The 15,317-nt window shown below is 69.3% G+C and carries 12 protein-coding genes; 9 read left to right on the top strand and 3 right to left on the bottom strand.

What is annotated here, in order from left to right:
- Positions 1-54 precede the first annotated feature (54 nt).
- From CRO50_RS01255 to CRO50_RS01240, 4 genes are read left to right on the top strand one after another with little or no spacing between them, the layout of a single operon-like run.
- Positions 55-1,095 (top strand): AAA family ATPase, encoded by a 1,041-nt coding sequence (locus CRO50_RS01255; protein WP_097144055.1) that lies wholly within the window; start codon positions 55-57, stop codon positions 1,093-1,095.
- Positions 1,092-1,964: a DUF58 domain-containing protein gene (locus tag CRO50_RS01250; protein ID WP_097144054.1), complete on the top strand. Its 873-nt coding sequence runs from the start codon at positions 1,092-1,094 to the stop codon at positions 1,962-1,964. The genes CRO50_RS01255 and CRO50_RS01250 overlap by 4 nt, the downstream gene beginning before the upstream one ends.
- 2 nt (positions 1,965-1,966) lie before the next feature.
- A complete protein-coding gene (locus CRO50_RS01245; RefSeq protein ID WP_097144053.1) occupies positions 1,967-4,738 on the top strand; it encodes a DUF4159 domain-containing protein in 2,772 nt (923 codons plus the stop codon).
- Position 4,739: 1 nt separating this feature from the next.
- Positions 4,740-6,791 carry a hypothetical protein gene (locus CRO50_RS01240; RefSeq protein WP_097144052.1) on the top strand — a complete coding sequence of 684 codons (2,052 nt, stop codon included), beginning with the start codon at positions 4,740-4,742 and terminating at the stop codon, positions 6,789-6,791.
- Positions 6,792-6,859: 68 nt separating this feature from the next.
- Here the strand turns inward: CRO50_RS01240 and CRO50_RS01235 are convergent, their stop codons facing one another.
- Positions 6,860-7,561: a DUF599 domain-containing protein gene (locus CRO50_RS01235; protein ID WP_097144051.1), complete on the bottom strand. Its 702-nt coding sequence runs from the start codon at positions 7,559-7,561 to the stop codon at positions 6,860-6,862.
- 113 nt (positions 7,562-7,674) lie between these two features.
- Between CRO50_RS01235 and CRO50_RS01230 the strand changes: the two genes are divergently transcribed.
- From CRO50_RS01230 to CRO50_RS01210, 5 genes are all read left to right on the top strand, one after another.
- Complete coding sequence (locus CRO50_RS01230; RefSeq protein ID WP_097144050.1) at positions 7,675-9,129, top strand: FAD-linked oxidase C-terminal domain-containing protein; 1,455 nt, start codon at positions 7,675-7,677, stop codon at positions 9,127-9,129.
- Between the two features lie 38 nt (positions 9,130-9,167).
- Complete coding sequence (gene glcE, locus CRO50_RS01225; protein ID WP_097144672.1) at positions 9,168-10,277, top strand: glycolate oxidase subunit GlcE; 1,110 nt, start codon at positions 9,168-9,170, stop codon at positions 10,275-10,277.
- Between the two features lies 1 nt (position 10,278).
- On the top strand, positions 10,279-11,613 hold the full coding sequence (gene glcF / locus CRO50_RS01220; RefSeq protein ID WP_097144049.1) for a glycolate oxidase subunit GlcF: 1,335 nt from the start codon (positions 10,279-10,281) through the stop codon (positions 11,611-11,613).
- A gap of 69 nt (positions 11,614-11,682) precedes the next feature.
- Positions 11,683-12,504 (top strand): trypsin-like serine peptidase, encoded by an 822-nt coding sequence (locus CRO50_RS01215; RefSeq protein WP_097144048.1) that lies wholly within the window; start codon positions 11,683-11,685, stop codon positions 12,502-12,504.
- Positions 12,505-12,698: 194 nt separating this feature from the next.
- Positions 12,699-13,166, top strand: coding sequence for an Hsp20 family protein (locus CRO50_RS01210; RefSeq protein ID WP_097144047.1), 468 nt, complete (start codon positions 12,699-12,701; stop codon positions 13,164-13,166).
- Between the two features lie 102 nt (positions 13,167-13,268).
- On the opposite strand, the gene CRO50_RS01205 is transcribed toward CRO50_RS01210, so the two are convergent.
- Both CRO50_RS01205 and CRO50_RS01200 read right to left on the bottom strand, forming a co-directional pair.
- Complete coding sequence (locus tag CRO50_RS01205; RefSeq protein WP_097144046.1) at positions 13,269-13,889, bottom strand: VOC family protein; 621 nt, start codon at positions 13,887-13,889, stop codon at positions 13,269-13,271.
- A gap of 186 nt (positions 13,890-14,075) precedes the next feature.
- Positions 14,076-15,257: a MalY/PatB family protein gene (locus CRO50_RS01200; RefSeq protein ID WP_097144045.1), complete on the bottom strand. Its 1,182-nt coding sequence runs from the start codon at positions 15,255-15,257 to the stop codon at positions 14,076-14,078.
- Between the last annotated feature and the right edge of the window lie 60 nt (positions 15,258-15,317).

Genomic DNA, 15,317 nt, shown 5'->3' with positions numbered 1-15,317 from the left:
CCAACTCGCGGCTACAGTTTCAGGTATGACTATAGCCAGCGCCGGAGGAAAGTCATGGCCGAGACGGAAATCGAAACAGCAGCCGGGGCCGAAGACCTGATCGCCCGGATCGAGGCGGTCGAGGCCAAGCTGGCCCAGGCGAAGGCCTCGATCACCCGCCGCTTCGTCGGGCAGGAACAGGTCGTGGACCTGACCCTGTCGGCGCTGCTTTGCGGTGGCCATGCGCTGCTGATCGGCCTGCCCGGCCTCGGCAAGACCCGCCTGGTCGAGACGCTGTCGACGGTGATGGGGCTGCATGGCAACCGCATCCAGTTCACCCCCGACCTGATGCCGGCCGATATCCTGGGCTCGGAGGTGCTGGAAACCGCCGAGGACGGCAGCCGCGCCTTCCGCTTTCTGCCCGGCCCGGTCTTCTGCCAGCTGCTGATGGCGGATGAGATCAACCGCGCCTCGCCCCGGACGCAATCGGCGCTGCTGCAGGCGATGCAGGAAAAGCAGGTCACCGTGGCCGGCGAGGACCGCGACCTGGGCCAGCCCTTCCACGTGCTCGCCACCCAGAACCCGATCGAGCAGGAGGGCACCTATCCGCTGCCCGAGGCGCAGCTGGACCGTTTCCTGGTGAAGATCGACGTGCGCTATCCCGACCGCGACACCGAGCGCGATATCCTGCTGTCGACCACCGGCATGGTCGACGAGGCCGCGCATGAGGTCTTCTCGGCGGCCGAGCTGATCGAGGCGCAGAAGTTGCTGCGCCGCATGCCCGTGGGCGAATCGGTGGTCGAGCTGATCCTCGACCTGGTGCGCGCCTGCCGCCCCGACGATCCCTCGGCCCCCGACCGCGTGCGCGAGACCGTCTCCTGGGGTCCCGGACCCCGCGCCGCCCAGGCGCTGATGATGACCACCCGCGCCCGCGCCATGCTGCAGGGCCGCCTTGCCCCCTCGGCCGAGGATGTGCTGGCCATGGCGCAGCCGGTGCTGTCGCACCGCATGGGCCTGAATTTCGCCGCCCGCGCCCGTGGCGACAGCCTGGACGGGCTGATTGCCGAGATCGCCGAAAGCTTCACGGGAACCGGGGCCGCAGGGGCCGCCGCGTGAAGACACCCGCCGCCCTCCGCCACCGGGCCGAGGAAGAGGCCGCCCGCCTTCCCCCGCTTCTGGCGCGGGCAGAGCAACTGGCGGGGACCGTCCTGCTGGGCGACCACGGTCGCAGGCGGGCCGGTCTGGGCGACGACTTCTGGCAATACCGCCCCGTGCAGCCCGGCGACCCTCGCCGGATGATCGACTGGCGCCGCTCGGCGCGGTCCGATGACCGTTTCGTCCGCGAGCGCGAATGGCAGATCGCGCAAAGCGTCATGCTCTGGGTCGACCAGTCGGCCTCAATGGGCTTCGCCTCGGGCAAGGGCCTGCCCGAGAAGGGCGACCGCGCCCGCAATATCGCCCTGGCCACCGCCATCCTGCTGATCCGCGGCGGCGAGCGCGTGGGCCTGACCGGCACCCTCTTGCCGCCCCGGCGCGGCCAGAACCAGGTGCTGCGCCTGGCCGAGTTCTTCAGCCAGCCCGCCGACCAGGACTTCGGCGTGCCCGAGCATCGCGCCATGATCCCCAATGCCCGCGCGCTTTTCGTGTCGGACTTCCTCGGTCCCATCGACGAGCTGACCACCGCCCTGACCAAGGCCGCCGACCGCGGCATCCGCGGCGTGCTGCTGCAGGTCCTCGACCCGGTGGAAGAGGCCTTCCCCTTCCACGGTCGCACCATCTTTGAAAGCATGGGGGGCTCTGTCGCCCATGAGACGCTGAAGGCCTCGGAGCTGAAGGATCGCTACCTCGCCCGCCTGGCCGAGCGGAAAGACCATCTTCGTCAGCTCTGTGCCGCCACCGGCTGGCAATATGGCCAGCACCACACCGATGCCTCGGCCCAGAGCGCGCTGCTTTGGGTCTGGCAGGCACTGGACCGGGGGGTGTAGCGATGATCCTCGGCCCCATAGGTTTCTCGGCCCCCTGGCTTCTGCTGGCACTGATCGCACTGCCGGCGCTCTGGCTGCTGCTGCGCGCCGTGCCGCCGGCGCCGGTGCGCCGCCGCTTCCCCGGTGTGGCGCTGCTCCTGGGGCTGACCGATGACGAAAGCGTCTCGGACCGCACGCCCTGGTGGCTGTTGCTGCTGCGCATGCTGGCCGTGGCGGCGGTGATCCTGGGACTGGCCGGTCCGGTGCTGAACCCCGAGGCCGAGGTGGCCGAAGGCAACCGTGGCCCGCTGCTGGTGCTGCTCGATGGCACCTGGGCCTCTGCCGCCGACTGGCCGCGCCAGGAAGAGGCGCTGGAGGTGCTGCTGGAAGAGGCCGGGCGGCAGGGGCGCTCTGCCGCCGTGGTGCGCCTGACCTCGCCCGAACCGCCGGCCTTCGCCACGCCCGAAACCTGGGTCACCCGCCTGCCGGGCCTCGCCCCGCTGGCCTGGGAGCCCCCCGCGCCCGACAGTGACGCCATGCAACGGCTGATCGCGGGCATCGAGGACCTGGAGGACGGTATCGAAACCGTCTGGATCTCGGATGGGCTGGACCGCCCCGGCCGTGCCGAGCTGCTTTCTGCCGTAGAGGACAGGGGCCGCCTGCGGGTGCTGGAAACCGGCGGCGCGGTGCTTGCCCTCAGGCCCGCGCAATTCGTCGATGGCGCGGTCGAGCTGACCGCGATCCGTGCGGCCCGCGACCTGGACAGCGAACATGTGCTGACCCTGCAGGCCCATGGCCGCGACCCCGGCGGCGTCATGCGGGTGCTCGAGCAGGCCGAACTGCGCTTCGAGCCCGGCGCGGCGCTGGCCCGGCAAGAGCTGGACCTGCCAGCCGAGATCCGCGCCCGGCTGACCCATTTCGCCCTCGCCGGCATCCGCTCCGCCGGCACGGTTGCGCTGACAGATGATGGCCTGCGCCGCCGCGAGGTCGCCCTGATCTCGGGTGGCGGCGCCGAGGAGAGCCTCTCTCTGCTCTCGCCGCTGCACTACCTGCAGAAGGCGCTGGAAACCAACGCCGAGCTGCTGCACGGCGCGCTGACCGATATCCTGCCCGCCAACCCCGACGTGATCGCCCTGGCCGATGTGGCCACCCTGTCCGAAGGCGAGGCCACCGCGCTGCAGGACTGGATCGAGGGCGGCGGCATGCTCTTGCGTTTCGCCGGTCCCCGCCTTGCCGCGAGCGAGATCAGCCGCGCCGAGGAAGATCCGCTGATGCCCGTGCGCCTGCGCGCCGGGGGCCGCTCGGTCGGCGGTGCCATGTCCTGGGGCGAGCCCAAGGCGCTGGCCCCCTTCGACGCTGACAGCCCCTTCGCCGGGCTCTCGGTGCCCGAGGATGTCACCGTGACCTCGCAGGTCATGGCGCAGCCCGACCCGACCCTGGCCTCCCGCGTGATCGCAAGGCTCAGCGATGGCACGCCGCTGGTCACCCGCAAGGAGATCGGCCAGGGGCAGGTGGTTCTCTTCCATGTCACCGCCAATGCGGAATGGTCTTCGCTGCCGCTGTCGGGGCTCTTCGTGCAGATGCTGGAACGGCTGTCGGTCTCGTCCGTGAACCCCCGCCCCGCAGTCGAGGATGTCGAGGGCACCACCTGGCAGCCCGAGCGCGTCGTCGATGCCTTCGGCACGATCTCGAGCGCCGGAACCCTGCCCGGCGTGGATGGCGCCGAGCTGGTGGCGAGCCCGCTCGGCCCGCGCCTGCAACCGGGGCTCTATGCCTCGGAGGATCGGGTGATCGCGCGCAATGTCATGGGGGATGAGACCTCGATTGCGCCCATGCCCTGGCCCGCCGGGGTGACGGTGCAGGGGCTTTCGGCCCCCGCCGAGCGGCCTCTTGGCGGTTACCTGCTGGCCCTGGCGCTGCTGTTGCTGCTGGTCGATATCCTGGCCTCTCTGGCGCTGTCGGGCCGGCTGCGCGGGGCGCGGGCCACGGCCGCGCTGCTGGCGCTGGTGCTGCTGCCGGTGCCACAGGCGAAAGCGCAGGACGATTTCGCCATGATCGCCACCGCAGAGACCGTGCTGGCCCATGTGCTGACCGGCGACGAGGAACTCGACGCGCTGGCGCAGGCCGGGCTGCAGGGGCTTTCGGATACGCTGTACTTCCGCACCTCGATCGAGCCCGCGCCGCCCATGGGGGTGGACCTGGAACAGGACGAGCTCTCGCTCTTTCCCTTCCTCTACTGGCCGATCACGGCGGCGCAGCCGATCCCCTCGGACCTGGCCTATGCCAAGCTGAACCGCTACCTGCGCAGCGGCGGGATGATCCTGTTCGATACGCGCGATGCCAATGTCTCGACCCTGGGGGCCACCACGCCGGAAAGCCGCCGCCTGCAGGAGATCGCCCGGCCCCTCGACATTCCCGCGCTCGAGCCGCTGCCGGAAGACCACGTGCTGACCCGCACCTTCTACCTGCTGCAGGATTTCCCCGGCCGCTACATGGGGGCGCCGGTCTGGGTCGAGGCCGCGCCGCCGGACGCCGAGCAGATCGAGGGCATGCCGTTTCGCAATCTCAACGACGGGGTGACCCCGGTGGTCATCGGCGGCAACGACTGGGCGGGCGCCTGGGCGGTGGATGCCTCGGGCGCGCCGCTGATGCGGATCGGCGCGGGCATGGCCGCCGAGCGCCAGCGCGAGATCGCCTATCGCTTCGGGGTGAACCTGATCATGCATGTGCTGACCGGCAACTACAAATCCGACCAGGTGCATGTGCCGGCGCTGCTCGACCGGCTGGGGAACTGACATGAGCGGACAGATCATCTTCGATCCGCTGCTGCCGCTGATTCCGCTTGCCGTGCTGGCGGTACTCAGCCTCGGCGGGATCGCCTTGGCCGTCTGGCGCGGCCTCGTGGGCTGGGCCTGGCGGGGCGCGGCGGCGGTCGTGGTGCTGGCGGCGCTCGCCGGTCCCTCGCTGCGCCAGGAGGACCGCGCGCCGCTCACCGATATCGTGCTGCTGGTCGAAGACCGTTCGGCCTCGCAACGTCTTGGCGACCGGGCGGCGCAAACCGCAGAGGCGGCGGAGACCCTGGCCGCCCGCATCTCGGCCCGCCCCAACACGGAGCTGCGCCGGATCGAGGTCGGCGATGGCGAGGGCGACAGTGGCACCCTGTTGATGACCGCCCTGACCGAGGCCCTGGCCGAAGAGCCCCGCGCCCGGATCGCCGGCGTGGTGCTGCTCTCTGACGGTCGGGTGCATGACCTCGAGCAGGTCCCCGGCCTGCCCGCGCCGATGCACCTGCTGCTTTCGGGCACGCCCGACGACTGGGACCGTCGGCTGGTGGTGCAGAATGCCCCGGCCTTCGGCATCCTTGGCGAAGAGATCCTGCTGACACTCAGGATCGAGGACGACGGGGCCGTGCCCGCCGCCATGGGCGAATTCGCCGCGCTGGAGATGTCCATCGACGGTGCGGAGCCGCAGCTGCTGCGCCTGCCCGTGGGGCAGGACGCGCAGATCCCGGTGACCCTGCCCCATGGCGGGCGCAATGTGCTGCGCTTCACCACGCCTGCGCAGGACGGCGAGCTGACCGACCGCAACAACTCGGCCATCGTGCAGATGAACGGGGTGCGCGACCGGCTGCGCGTGCTGCTGGTCTCGGGCGAGCCGCATCCGGGCGGGCGCACCTGGCGCAACCTGCTGAAGGCCGACAGCTCGGTCGACCTGGTGCATTTCACCATCCTGAGGCCGCCGTCGAAACAGGACGGGGTGCCGGTGTCGGAACTCTCGCTGATCGCCTTCCCGACCCGAGAGCTGTTCATGGACAAGATCGAGGACTTCGATCTGATCATCTTCGACCGCTACAAGCGGCGCGGCATCCTGCCCTCGCTCTACCTCGACAACATCCGCGCCTATGTCGAGGACGGCGGCGCGGTGCTGATCGCCGCCGGGCCCGACTTCGCCTCGGCCGATTCGCTTTACCGTTCTCCGCTGGCAGAGGTGCTGCCCGGCCGCCCGACCGCCCGCGTGGTGGAAGAGGGCTACCGGCCAGAGGTCACCGACCTGGGCCGCCGACACCCGGTGACGACCGGGCTGGAAGAGGCCTGGGACGGCGACTGGGGCCGCTGGATGCGCCAGGTCGAGCTGACGCCGGAGCGCGGACAGGTCGTCATGTCCGGGGCCGAGGACCGGCCGCTGCTGCTGCTGGATCGCGTGGGTGAGGGGCGCGTGGCGCTTCTGGCCTCGGATCACGCCTGGCTGTGGAACCGTGGCTTCGAGGGCGGCGGCCCGCAGCTGGAGCTGCTGCGCCGGCTGGCCCATTGGATGATGAAGGAACCCGAGCTGGAAGAAGAGGCGCTGACCGCCGAGGCCGAGGGCCAGCAGATGGTGATCACCCGCCGCAGCCTGTCGGAACAGGTGGGCGATGTGGTGGTGACGGCACCGGATGGCAGCCAGACCACGCTGGGGCTGGAAGAGGTCTCTCCGGGGCGGTTCGAGACCACCTATCAGGGCCCCGAGATCGGGCTCTACCGGCTGGCCTCCGGCGATCTGTCGGCGGTGATCGGGCTGGGCCCCGCCGCGCCGCGCGAGTTCGAGGAGACCATCGCCTCGGGCGCGGCGCTGGACCCTGCGGTCGAGGCGACTCGCGGCGGGATTCGCGCGCTCAGCGAGGGGCTGCCGGCCTTCCGCGATGTGCGTCCGGGACGCCCGGCGGCAGGCCGTGGCTGGCTGGGTCTGACCCCGCGCGATGCCTACGAGACCCGCGCGGTGCGCCAGATGCCGCTCTTGCCGCCCTGGCTGGTGCTGCTGGTGGCCTCTGGTCTGATCCTCGCCGGCTGGCTGCGCGAGGGCCGCCGGTAGCGTCAGCCGGTCACCGGCTGCCTGGGGCCTGGCTCTGCCGCGCCGTGCCGTGGACAGCCGCTGCCCGCTCAGTCTTCCTCGACCTGCATCAGCAGCTCGCGCGATTGCGAGGCGAACTCGCGGCGCCAGAGCATGGCGCAGGTGACGACGGTGCCCGCCAGCAGCCCCCAGGGCCCGGCGAACCAGCAGGCGGCGGCGAGGGAGAAGTAGATCGACCTCAGCCCGCGATTGAAGCTGCGCGCGGCGAAGATGTTGATCTGTGCCGCCTTCAGGGCGCGGGGGATGGCCTTGGGGTCGCTCGCCTCGTTGGGCACCGCCCCCATGAGCACGCCGCAATAGCCGAAGAGCCTGCTGGACCAGACGAATTTCAGGAAGGCATTGGCCAGGAAGAGCAGCACCAGGAAGAGCTTGATCTCCCAGTAGACCGCCGGGCTGCGCTCGGCACCCAGGTCGCTTGCGATGCCGCGCAGCTGGTCGGAATTGCCCAGTAGCGCCAGCGCGCCACCGATGGCGATCATCGTCGAGGAGGCGAAGAACGAGACATTGGCGCGCAGCGTGCCCAGGATCTGCGCGTCGAAGATGCGCGGGCTGCGCTCGGTCATCTTGCGCAGCCATTCACGGCGATATTCCCCCATCAGGATCGAGACCGAGGGCTTGGCCTTGCCGGGATGTTCGATCCGCCAGCCGATGAGCAGCCAGGAGGCAAGGATGACCACGACGCCCAAGGCGTCGATCAGGGTGAAGAGAGAGAGGTAATCGCGCAGAATCATGCTCTCTGTTACCCTTCTCGCGTCGGGCTTGCCTACGGGAAAAATTGGTTCTAAAAACTTACCAATCCAGCAAGGTGCCCCGGCGCCGCAGCCATCCACGAGGGAGGACAGCCATGCAGATGCCCGAGCCGGACGCCAGCGTCCTGGCCAGGAAGCCCGCCGTCGTGGCGGCCCTGCGCAAGGTGTTGCCCGCGGGCGCGGTGATCGACGATCCCGCCGAGACCCGTGCCTATGAATGCGATGCGCTGACCGCCTACCGCTGTCCGCCGCTCTGTGCCGTGCTGCCGGCCTCGACCGAAGAGGTGGCGGCGGTGCTGAAGATCTGTCACCGCATGGGGGTGCCGGTGGTGCCGCGCGGGGCCGGAACCTCGCTGGCCGGAGGGGCCCTGCCGACGGCGGATTCGGTGATCCTGGGCGTGGCGCGGATGACGCAGGTTCTTGAGACCGATTATGCCAATCGCTTCATTCGTGTGCAGACCGGGCGCACCAACCTCAGTGTCTCGGGCGCGGTCGAGGCCGAGGGCTTCTTCTATGCCCCCGATCCCTCCAGCCAGCTGGCCTGTGCGATCGCGGGCAATATCGCCATGAACTCTGGCGGGGCGCATTGCCTGAAGTACGGGGTGACGACGAACAACCTGCTGGGGGTGACCATGGTCACCATGGAGGGCGAGGTGGTCGAGCTGGGGGGCGCGCATCTGGATGCCGCCGGGCTGGACCTGATGGGCCTGGTCTGCGGCTCGGAGGGGCAGCTTGGCGTGGTGACCGAGGCGACGCTGCGGATCCTGGCCAAGCCCGAGGGCGCGCGCCCGGTGCTGATCGGCTACGACAGCCTGGAGGTCGCGGGCCAGTGTGTTTCGGACATCATCGAGGCGGGGGTGCTGCCCGTCGCCATCGAGTTCATGGATCGCCCCTGCATCCGCGCCACCGATGCCTTCAGCGGTGCCGGCTATCCCGATTGCGAGGCGCTGCTGATCGTCGAGGTCGAGGGCAGCGAGGCCGAGATCGCCGAGCAGCTGGAGATCATCACCGGCATTGCCCGCAAGCATGACCCGGTGGAGCTGCGCGAAAGCGGCTCGGCCGAGGAAAGCGCGCGGATCTGGCTGGGGCGGAAGTCTGCCTTCGGCGCCATGGGCCAGATCAACGATTACATCTGCCTGGATGGCACGATCCCCGTGTCCTCTCTGCCCGAGGTGCTGCGGCGCATGGGCGATCTGAGCCGGGACTTCGGGCTGGACGTGGCCAATGTCTTTCATGCGGGCGACGGCAACATGCATCCGCTGATCCTGTTCAACGCCAACCAGGAGGGCCAGCTGGCCCTGGCCGAGGGGCTGGGCGCCGAGATCCTCAAGCTCTGCGTCGAGGTTGGCGGCTGCCTGACCGGAGAGCACGGCGTCGGCATCGAGAAGCGCGACCTGATGGAGCACCAGTACCGGCCTGCGGACCTGGAGGCGCAGATGCGCGTCAAGGATGTCTTCGATCCGCAATGGCTGCTGAACCCGGCCAAGGTCTTTCCGCTGTCGGTGTCTGCCGCACGCCGGGAGGGGGGCCTTGCCCCCCATGTCGCCTGAGGCGCCATTCCCCCCAGAGTACTTGGAGCCTGATGATGATGAGACCCGGAACAGAGGCCGAGCTGGCCGAGATCCTGCGCAGCGCGCGCGCACCGCTGGCCGTCAGGGGCGGCGGGACGCGGGGTGTGGCGCCTGCGGGTGCTGTGCTCGAAACCGGCGGGCTGTCGGGGGTGAAGCTATACGAGCCCGGCGCGCTGACGCTGGTGGTGGGGGCGGGAACGCCGCTGGCCGAGGTCGAGGCGCTGCTGGCCGAAAAGGGCCAGCGGCTGGCCTTCGAGCCGATGGATCACCGGGTGCTTCTGGGCGGCGAAGGTGAGCCGACCATCGGCGGGGTCGTCGCGGCCAATGTCTCGGGCCCGCGACGGGTGCAGGTCGGGGCCTGTCGGGACCACCTGCTGGGGGTGCGTTTCGTCGATGGCTCGGGCGAGGTGATCAGCAACGGCGGGAGGGTGATGAAGAATGTCACCGGCTATGACCTGGTGAAGCTGATGGCGGGCAGCTGGGGGACGCTTGGGGTACTCTCAGAAGTCTCGTTGAAGGTGCTGGCGCGGCCGCAGGCCGAGGCGACGCTGGTGCGACGCGGGCAGGGGGCTGCCGAGGCCGTCGCCGATCTGTGTCGCGCCATGGGCACGCCCTATGACGTCTCGGGCGCGGCCTGGCTGGAAGAGGGTGCCGAGCTGCGGCTGCGCGTCGAGGGGCTTGCGGGCTCTGTCGCCTACCGGGCGCAGGCTCTGGGGGCGGCGCTTGGCGGCGGCCTGGAGCTGGTCGAGGGCGCGGAGAGCGCCGCGCTCTGGCGCGAGGTGCGGGACGTGGCGCCCTTTGCCGGGACGGCGGGCGCGGTGTGGCGGATCTCGGTCAAGCCGACGGAGGCTCCGGGGCTGCTGGAGGCACTGGCACCGCACAAGGCGGGCGCCATGCTGGATTGGTCCGGCGGGCTGGTCTGGCTGCTGGCCACTGGCGGTGCGCAGGCGATCCGCGCCGAGGTCGATAAGCTGGGCGGCCATGCCACCCTGGTGCGGGGTGCCGGAGACGCGACCGTGCCGATGTTCCATCCGCGTCCCGCGCCGATTGCCCGGCTGGAAGAGGGGCTGCGCAAGCGGTTCGATCCCAGGGGCATCCTGAATCCCGGCCTGATGGAAGGGGCCTGACATGCAGACGAATTTCACCGAAGAGCAGTTGCAGGACGCAGGAACCGCGACGGCCAACAAGATCCTGCGCGCCTGCGTGCATTGCGGCTTCTGCACCGCCACCTGCCCCACCTACCAGGTGCTGGGCGATGAGCTGGACAGCCCGCGCGGCCGCATCTACCTGATCAAGGACATGCTGGAAAACGAGCGTGTGCCCGATGCGAAGACCGTCAAGCATATCGACCGCTGCCTGTCCTGCCTGGCCTGCATGACAACCTGCCCCTCTGGCGTGCATTACATGCACCTGGTCGACCACGCCCGCTCCTATATCGAAGAGCACTACACCCGCCCCTGGCACGACCGCGCCCTGCGCTGGATGCTGGCGCAGGTGCTGCCCTATCCGGGGCGTTTCCGGCTGGCGATGCTGGGGGCCAAGATCGCGCGGCCCTTCCGGGGGCTGCTGCCCGATCCGCGCCTGCGCGCGATGCTTGAGATGGCGCCGAAACAGATCCCACCGGTCTCGCCCAATGATGCGCCGCAGAGCTTTCCGGCGAAGGGGGCCCGCAAGATGCGCGTGGCCCTGATGACCGGCTGCGCGCAGAAGGCGCTCAACACCGATATCAACGATGCCACCATCCGCCTGCTGCGCCGCCTGGGCGTCGAGGTGGTGGTGGCCAAGGGCGCCGGCTGCTGCGGCGCGCTGACCCACCACATGGGCCGCGAAAAGGACAGCCATGCCGCCGCCGCCGCCAATATCCGCGCCTGGATGGCCGAGGTGCAGGGCGAGGGGCTGGATGCGGTGGTCATCAACACCTCGGGCTGCGGTACGACGGTGAAGGACTATGGGCACATGTTCCGCGAGACCGAGCTGGCAGCAGAGGCCACCCAGGTCTCGGCGTTGGCGATGGATATCACCGAGCTGCTGGCGAAGATCGGCCTGCCCGAGGTGGACCCGGGCCACGAGGCCGCAGGGCTGCGCGTCGCCTATCACGCCGCCTGTTCCCTGCAGCACGGCCAGAAGGTGACCGATCCGCCGAAGGCCCTGCTGAAGGGCGCGGGGTTCCAGGTGCTTCTGCCGGCGGATGCGCATCTATGCTGTGGCTCGGCGGGCACCTACAACCTGATGCAGCCCGAGATCTCGGGCCAGCTGAAAGCGCGCAAGGTGAAGACGCTGGAGGTACTGGAGCCAGAGGTCATCGCGGCGGGCAATATCGGCTGCATGATGCAGATCGGCTCGGGCACCGGGGTGCCGGTGGTGCATTCGGTCGAGCTGCTGGACTGGGCGACCGGCGGGCCGAAGCCGCCTGCGTTGACCGGCGATCCGCTGCCGCAGCCGGTGCCGATCCTGCGCGATTAAATCCCGCACTTGCCGCATTTTGGCCGAAACCGGGTGGCAGATTGCCGGGACGACCCGCCCGGAGATTCCATGCCCTTCCGTCTTTCCGCCCTGCTGCTTCTGCTCACCCTGGCCCTGCCCCTTCAGGCCCAGGATACGCGATTGGAACGGCTGGACACCGGCGATGCCTCGCGCGGCTGGGAAGGCGTCGGGCGGCTGGATATCGGCGGCCTGGCCTTCTGCACCGGGGCGCTGGTGGCACCGAACCTGGTGCTGACGGCGGCGCATTGCCTCTACCAGCGCGACACCGGCGCAAGGATCGACCCCGAGACGATCCAGTTCCTGGCCGGCATGCGCAATGGCCGCGCCTCGGCCTACCGGCAGGTGCGCCGCGCGGTGACCCATCCTGATTACGTCTACGCCGATGCGGTCTCGACCGAGCGGGTGCGCAACGACCTGGCGCTGCTCGAGCTCTACCAGCCCATTCGCAATACCGAGGTCACCCCCTTCCAGACCGACATGCGCCCCACGGCGGGGGACAAGGTGGCGATTGTCTCCTACGCCTTCGACCGCTCAGAGGCGCCCTCCCTGCAAGAGATCTGCGACGTGATCGCGCGGCAGAAGGGCATCCTGGTGACCTCCTGCGACGTGGATTACGGCTCGTCCGGGGCGCCGATCTTCTCGTTCTCCAGCGGCGTGCCGCGAATCGTTTCGGTGGTTTCGGCCAAGGCCGAGGTCGAGGGATCGCGGGTGGCCCTTGGCACCGCGCTGGAAGAACCGCTGGCCGTGCTCAAGGCCGCGCTCGCGGCGGGGCAGGGCTATGGCCTGCCCGAGGCGCCGCGCAGCAGCCGCATCACCGTCGGCGGTGGCCGCCGCGACATCGGGGCAAAGTTCATCCGCCCGCCGGAGTGAGCCCCGCGGCGCGCCCGGAGAGACCCCGCTTCGCTGCCTTTGCGGCCCTGTTGTCGCCCGGATATCCCAGGGTCTTGAAACCGGGTTTTCCGCTCCCCAGATCAATTGCACGGGACGCCAGAAGGGTCCCGCTTCCGGCCCGTCCAAGACGGAGGGCCACTTCAGACGTTATCGCTTCAAGAAGGATGACCAGAATGCGTAATTTCGACTTTGCTCCGCTTTACCGTGCTTCCGTGGGCTTCGATCAGCTCGCCGACATGATGGACCGGGTCCTCTCCAACGAGGTCGCCCAGCCGAGCTATCCGCCCTACAACATCGAAAAGACCGCCGATGATGCCTACCGCATCTCTATCGCCGTGGCCGGGTTCTCGGACGCGGATCTCTCGGTCGAGGTGAAGGACCGTGCGCTCGTCGTCTCTGCCCGCAAGGGTGAAGAGGACAAGGGCCGCAGCTACCTGCATCGCGGCATTGCCACCCGTGCCTTCGAGCGCCGCTTCCAGCTGGCCGATCATGTGCGGGTGACCGGCGCGGCCCATGCCGACGGCATGCTGCACATCGACCTGGTGCGGGAAGTGCCCGAAGCGCTGAAACCTCGCAGGATCGAGATCGCAAGTGGTGGAACTTTCCCCCGGTCTCATGCGATAGAAGCACAGGACGCCTGATTTCCCTCGGGTGGCCATAAGTCACGGGACGTGAAAACGCTGCCCGGACTTACCTCAGTCGGGCGCGATCTCCTGTTCGGAGGTCGCGCCTTTCTGCTTTTTTCACAAGGTGATAGCGCCCTCGGGCCCGGTCAGCGTGGCCGATAGCGCCACCTCTTCCGCCGCGTGCCAGCTGACCCGCGGGTCCTGCAGGATCGGCGCCAGGTCTCGGGCGAGTTGCGGCGCGTCGGGGTGGCGCAGGCGCAGCGCGGTCAGCTCGAACCCCTTCGAGGGCATGGCGCGGGGCGGGATCGCCGCCTCGTCCATTTCCCAGTCGAGGAACGACGGGAAGACACCGCCATGGGGCAGGGCGCCATCCTCGGGCACGGTGATCAGCCAGCTCAGATCGCCGCGCCGCTGGCGGATGGCCGGGCCGTTGACCGCAGGCAGCGCCGGCAGACCGGGCCAGCGCACCAGCCAATGGGCCAGGCGCGGGGTCGCGGGCGGATTATCCAGCCCGAACCAGCGCGGATGCGCGGGGCGCGGCGCGTCGGGGTCCGGGGCGATCACCTCCAGGAAAGAGGCCTGTCCCAGCCGCATCAACCGGTTGTGGGTGCCCATCAGGGGATGCTTGCCGCCGGCGGCAGGCAGGGCCTGGCCCAGCCGTTGCTCAACCCAGGCGACACCCGCGTCCAGGTCGGCGGCGGCGACAACGATGTGATCCAGCTTCGCGCTATCGGTCATGGTCTGGTCCTTTCCGGGGCCGGGCAGGGGGCTCTGCCCCCTCTGGCGCCGTGCCGGCACCATTCACCCCCGCAGTATTTTCAGCCATCGGATGGGATCAAGCGCCCCTTGTGTCTATCCGACGGCCATAAATACTGCGGGGGAATCTCCACAGGAGATGGGGGCAGCGCCCCCTTCCCCCTCTCGTCATTGCAGGTCGGCGAAGGCCTTCTGCATCCGTTCCACCGCCTCGGCCACGCGGGCGCGGGGGGTGGCGAGGTTGAACCGCTGGTAGGTCTCGCCGCCGAGGCCGAAGCTTTCGCCGTAGTTCACCGCGATCCTCGCGTCCTTCTCGATCCGGCGCTGCACCTCGGTGGCCTCCATGCCGGTGCCCGAGAAATCGACCCAGGCCAGGTAGGTGCCTTCCAGCTTCATGGAGGTCACGCCAGGGATGGCGTTGATGCCCTCGTCGAAGAGCTTGCGGTTGCCGTCCAAGTAGTTGCAGAGCGCCTCGACCCAGGCCGCGCCCTCGGGGGAATAGGCGGCGGTGGCCGCATGCAGCGCGAAGGAATTGGGAGAGATCCCGTTGGCCGTCATCACCGTCTCGAAGCGGCGGCGCAGGTCGGGGTCGTGGATGATCACGTTGCCCACGTGGGCACCGGCCAGGTTGAAGGTCTTGGTGGTTGCGGTCATCATCACCAGTCGGTCCGAGATATCGGGGCAGGCCACGGCCATGGGCACATGCCTGGCGCCCGGCAGGATCAGATCCGAATGGATCTCGTCCGACACCACCACCAGGTCATGGCGGATGGCGAAATCGGCCAGCGCGCGCAGTTCTTCCGCGCTCCAGACCCGGCCGCCGGGGTTGTGCGGAGAGCACAGGATCAGCAGCTTCTCGTTGCCGGTCATCTGCGCGTCGTAGGCCGCGAAGTCCATCTCGTAGCGGCCCTCGGTGAGGGCCAGCGGGCATTCCACCACCTTGCGGCCCGCGGCGCGGATGACGCGGGCGAAGGCGTGGTAGACCGGCGTGAAGAGAACCACTCCGTCGCCCGGCTCGGTGAAGGCCTGCAGGCAGAGCCCGGTGCCGTTCACCAGCCCGTGGGTCGAGAAGACGGCGCCGGTGTCGATCTGCCAGCCGTGGCGTTCCTGCATCCACCAGCCGATGGAGGCCCGGTAGGCCGCGTCATCTCCGAAGTAGCCGAAGACCCCGTGGTCGATGTAATCCTGCAGCGCCCTGGTCACGCAGGCGGGCGGGCGGAAGTCCATGTCGGCGACCCACATGGGCAGCCCGTCGTCGGGGGAGACGCCGTAATAGGCCTCCATCCCGTCCCACTTGGCCGAATGGGTGCCGCGGCGGTCGATGATCTCGTCGAAGTCTGGGGTCGTCATGTTCGTCTCCTGCGTCGCGCGGACGCTAACGCAGGGCACGGCGGGTGCAAGGCCTGACGC

Origin of the sequence: Pseudooceanicola antarcticus, from assembly GCF_900215355.1 — a bacterium.
Lineage (GTDB): Bacteria > Pseudomonadota > Alphaproteobacteria > Rhodobacterales > Rhodobacteraceae > Pseudooceanicola > Pseudooceanicola antarcticus.
Note: the sequence above shows the minus strand (reverse complement) of the source record. Positions and strands in the feature narration are given on the sequence as shown.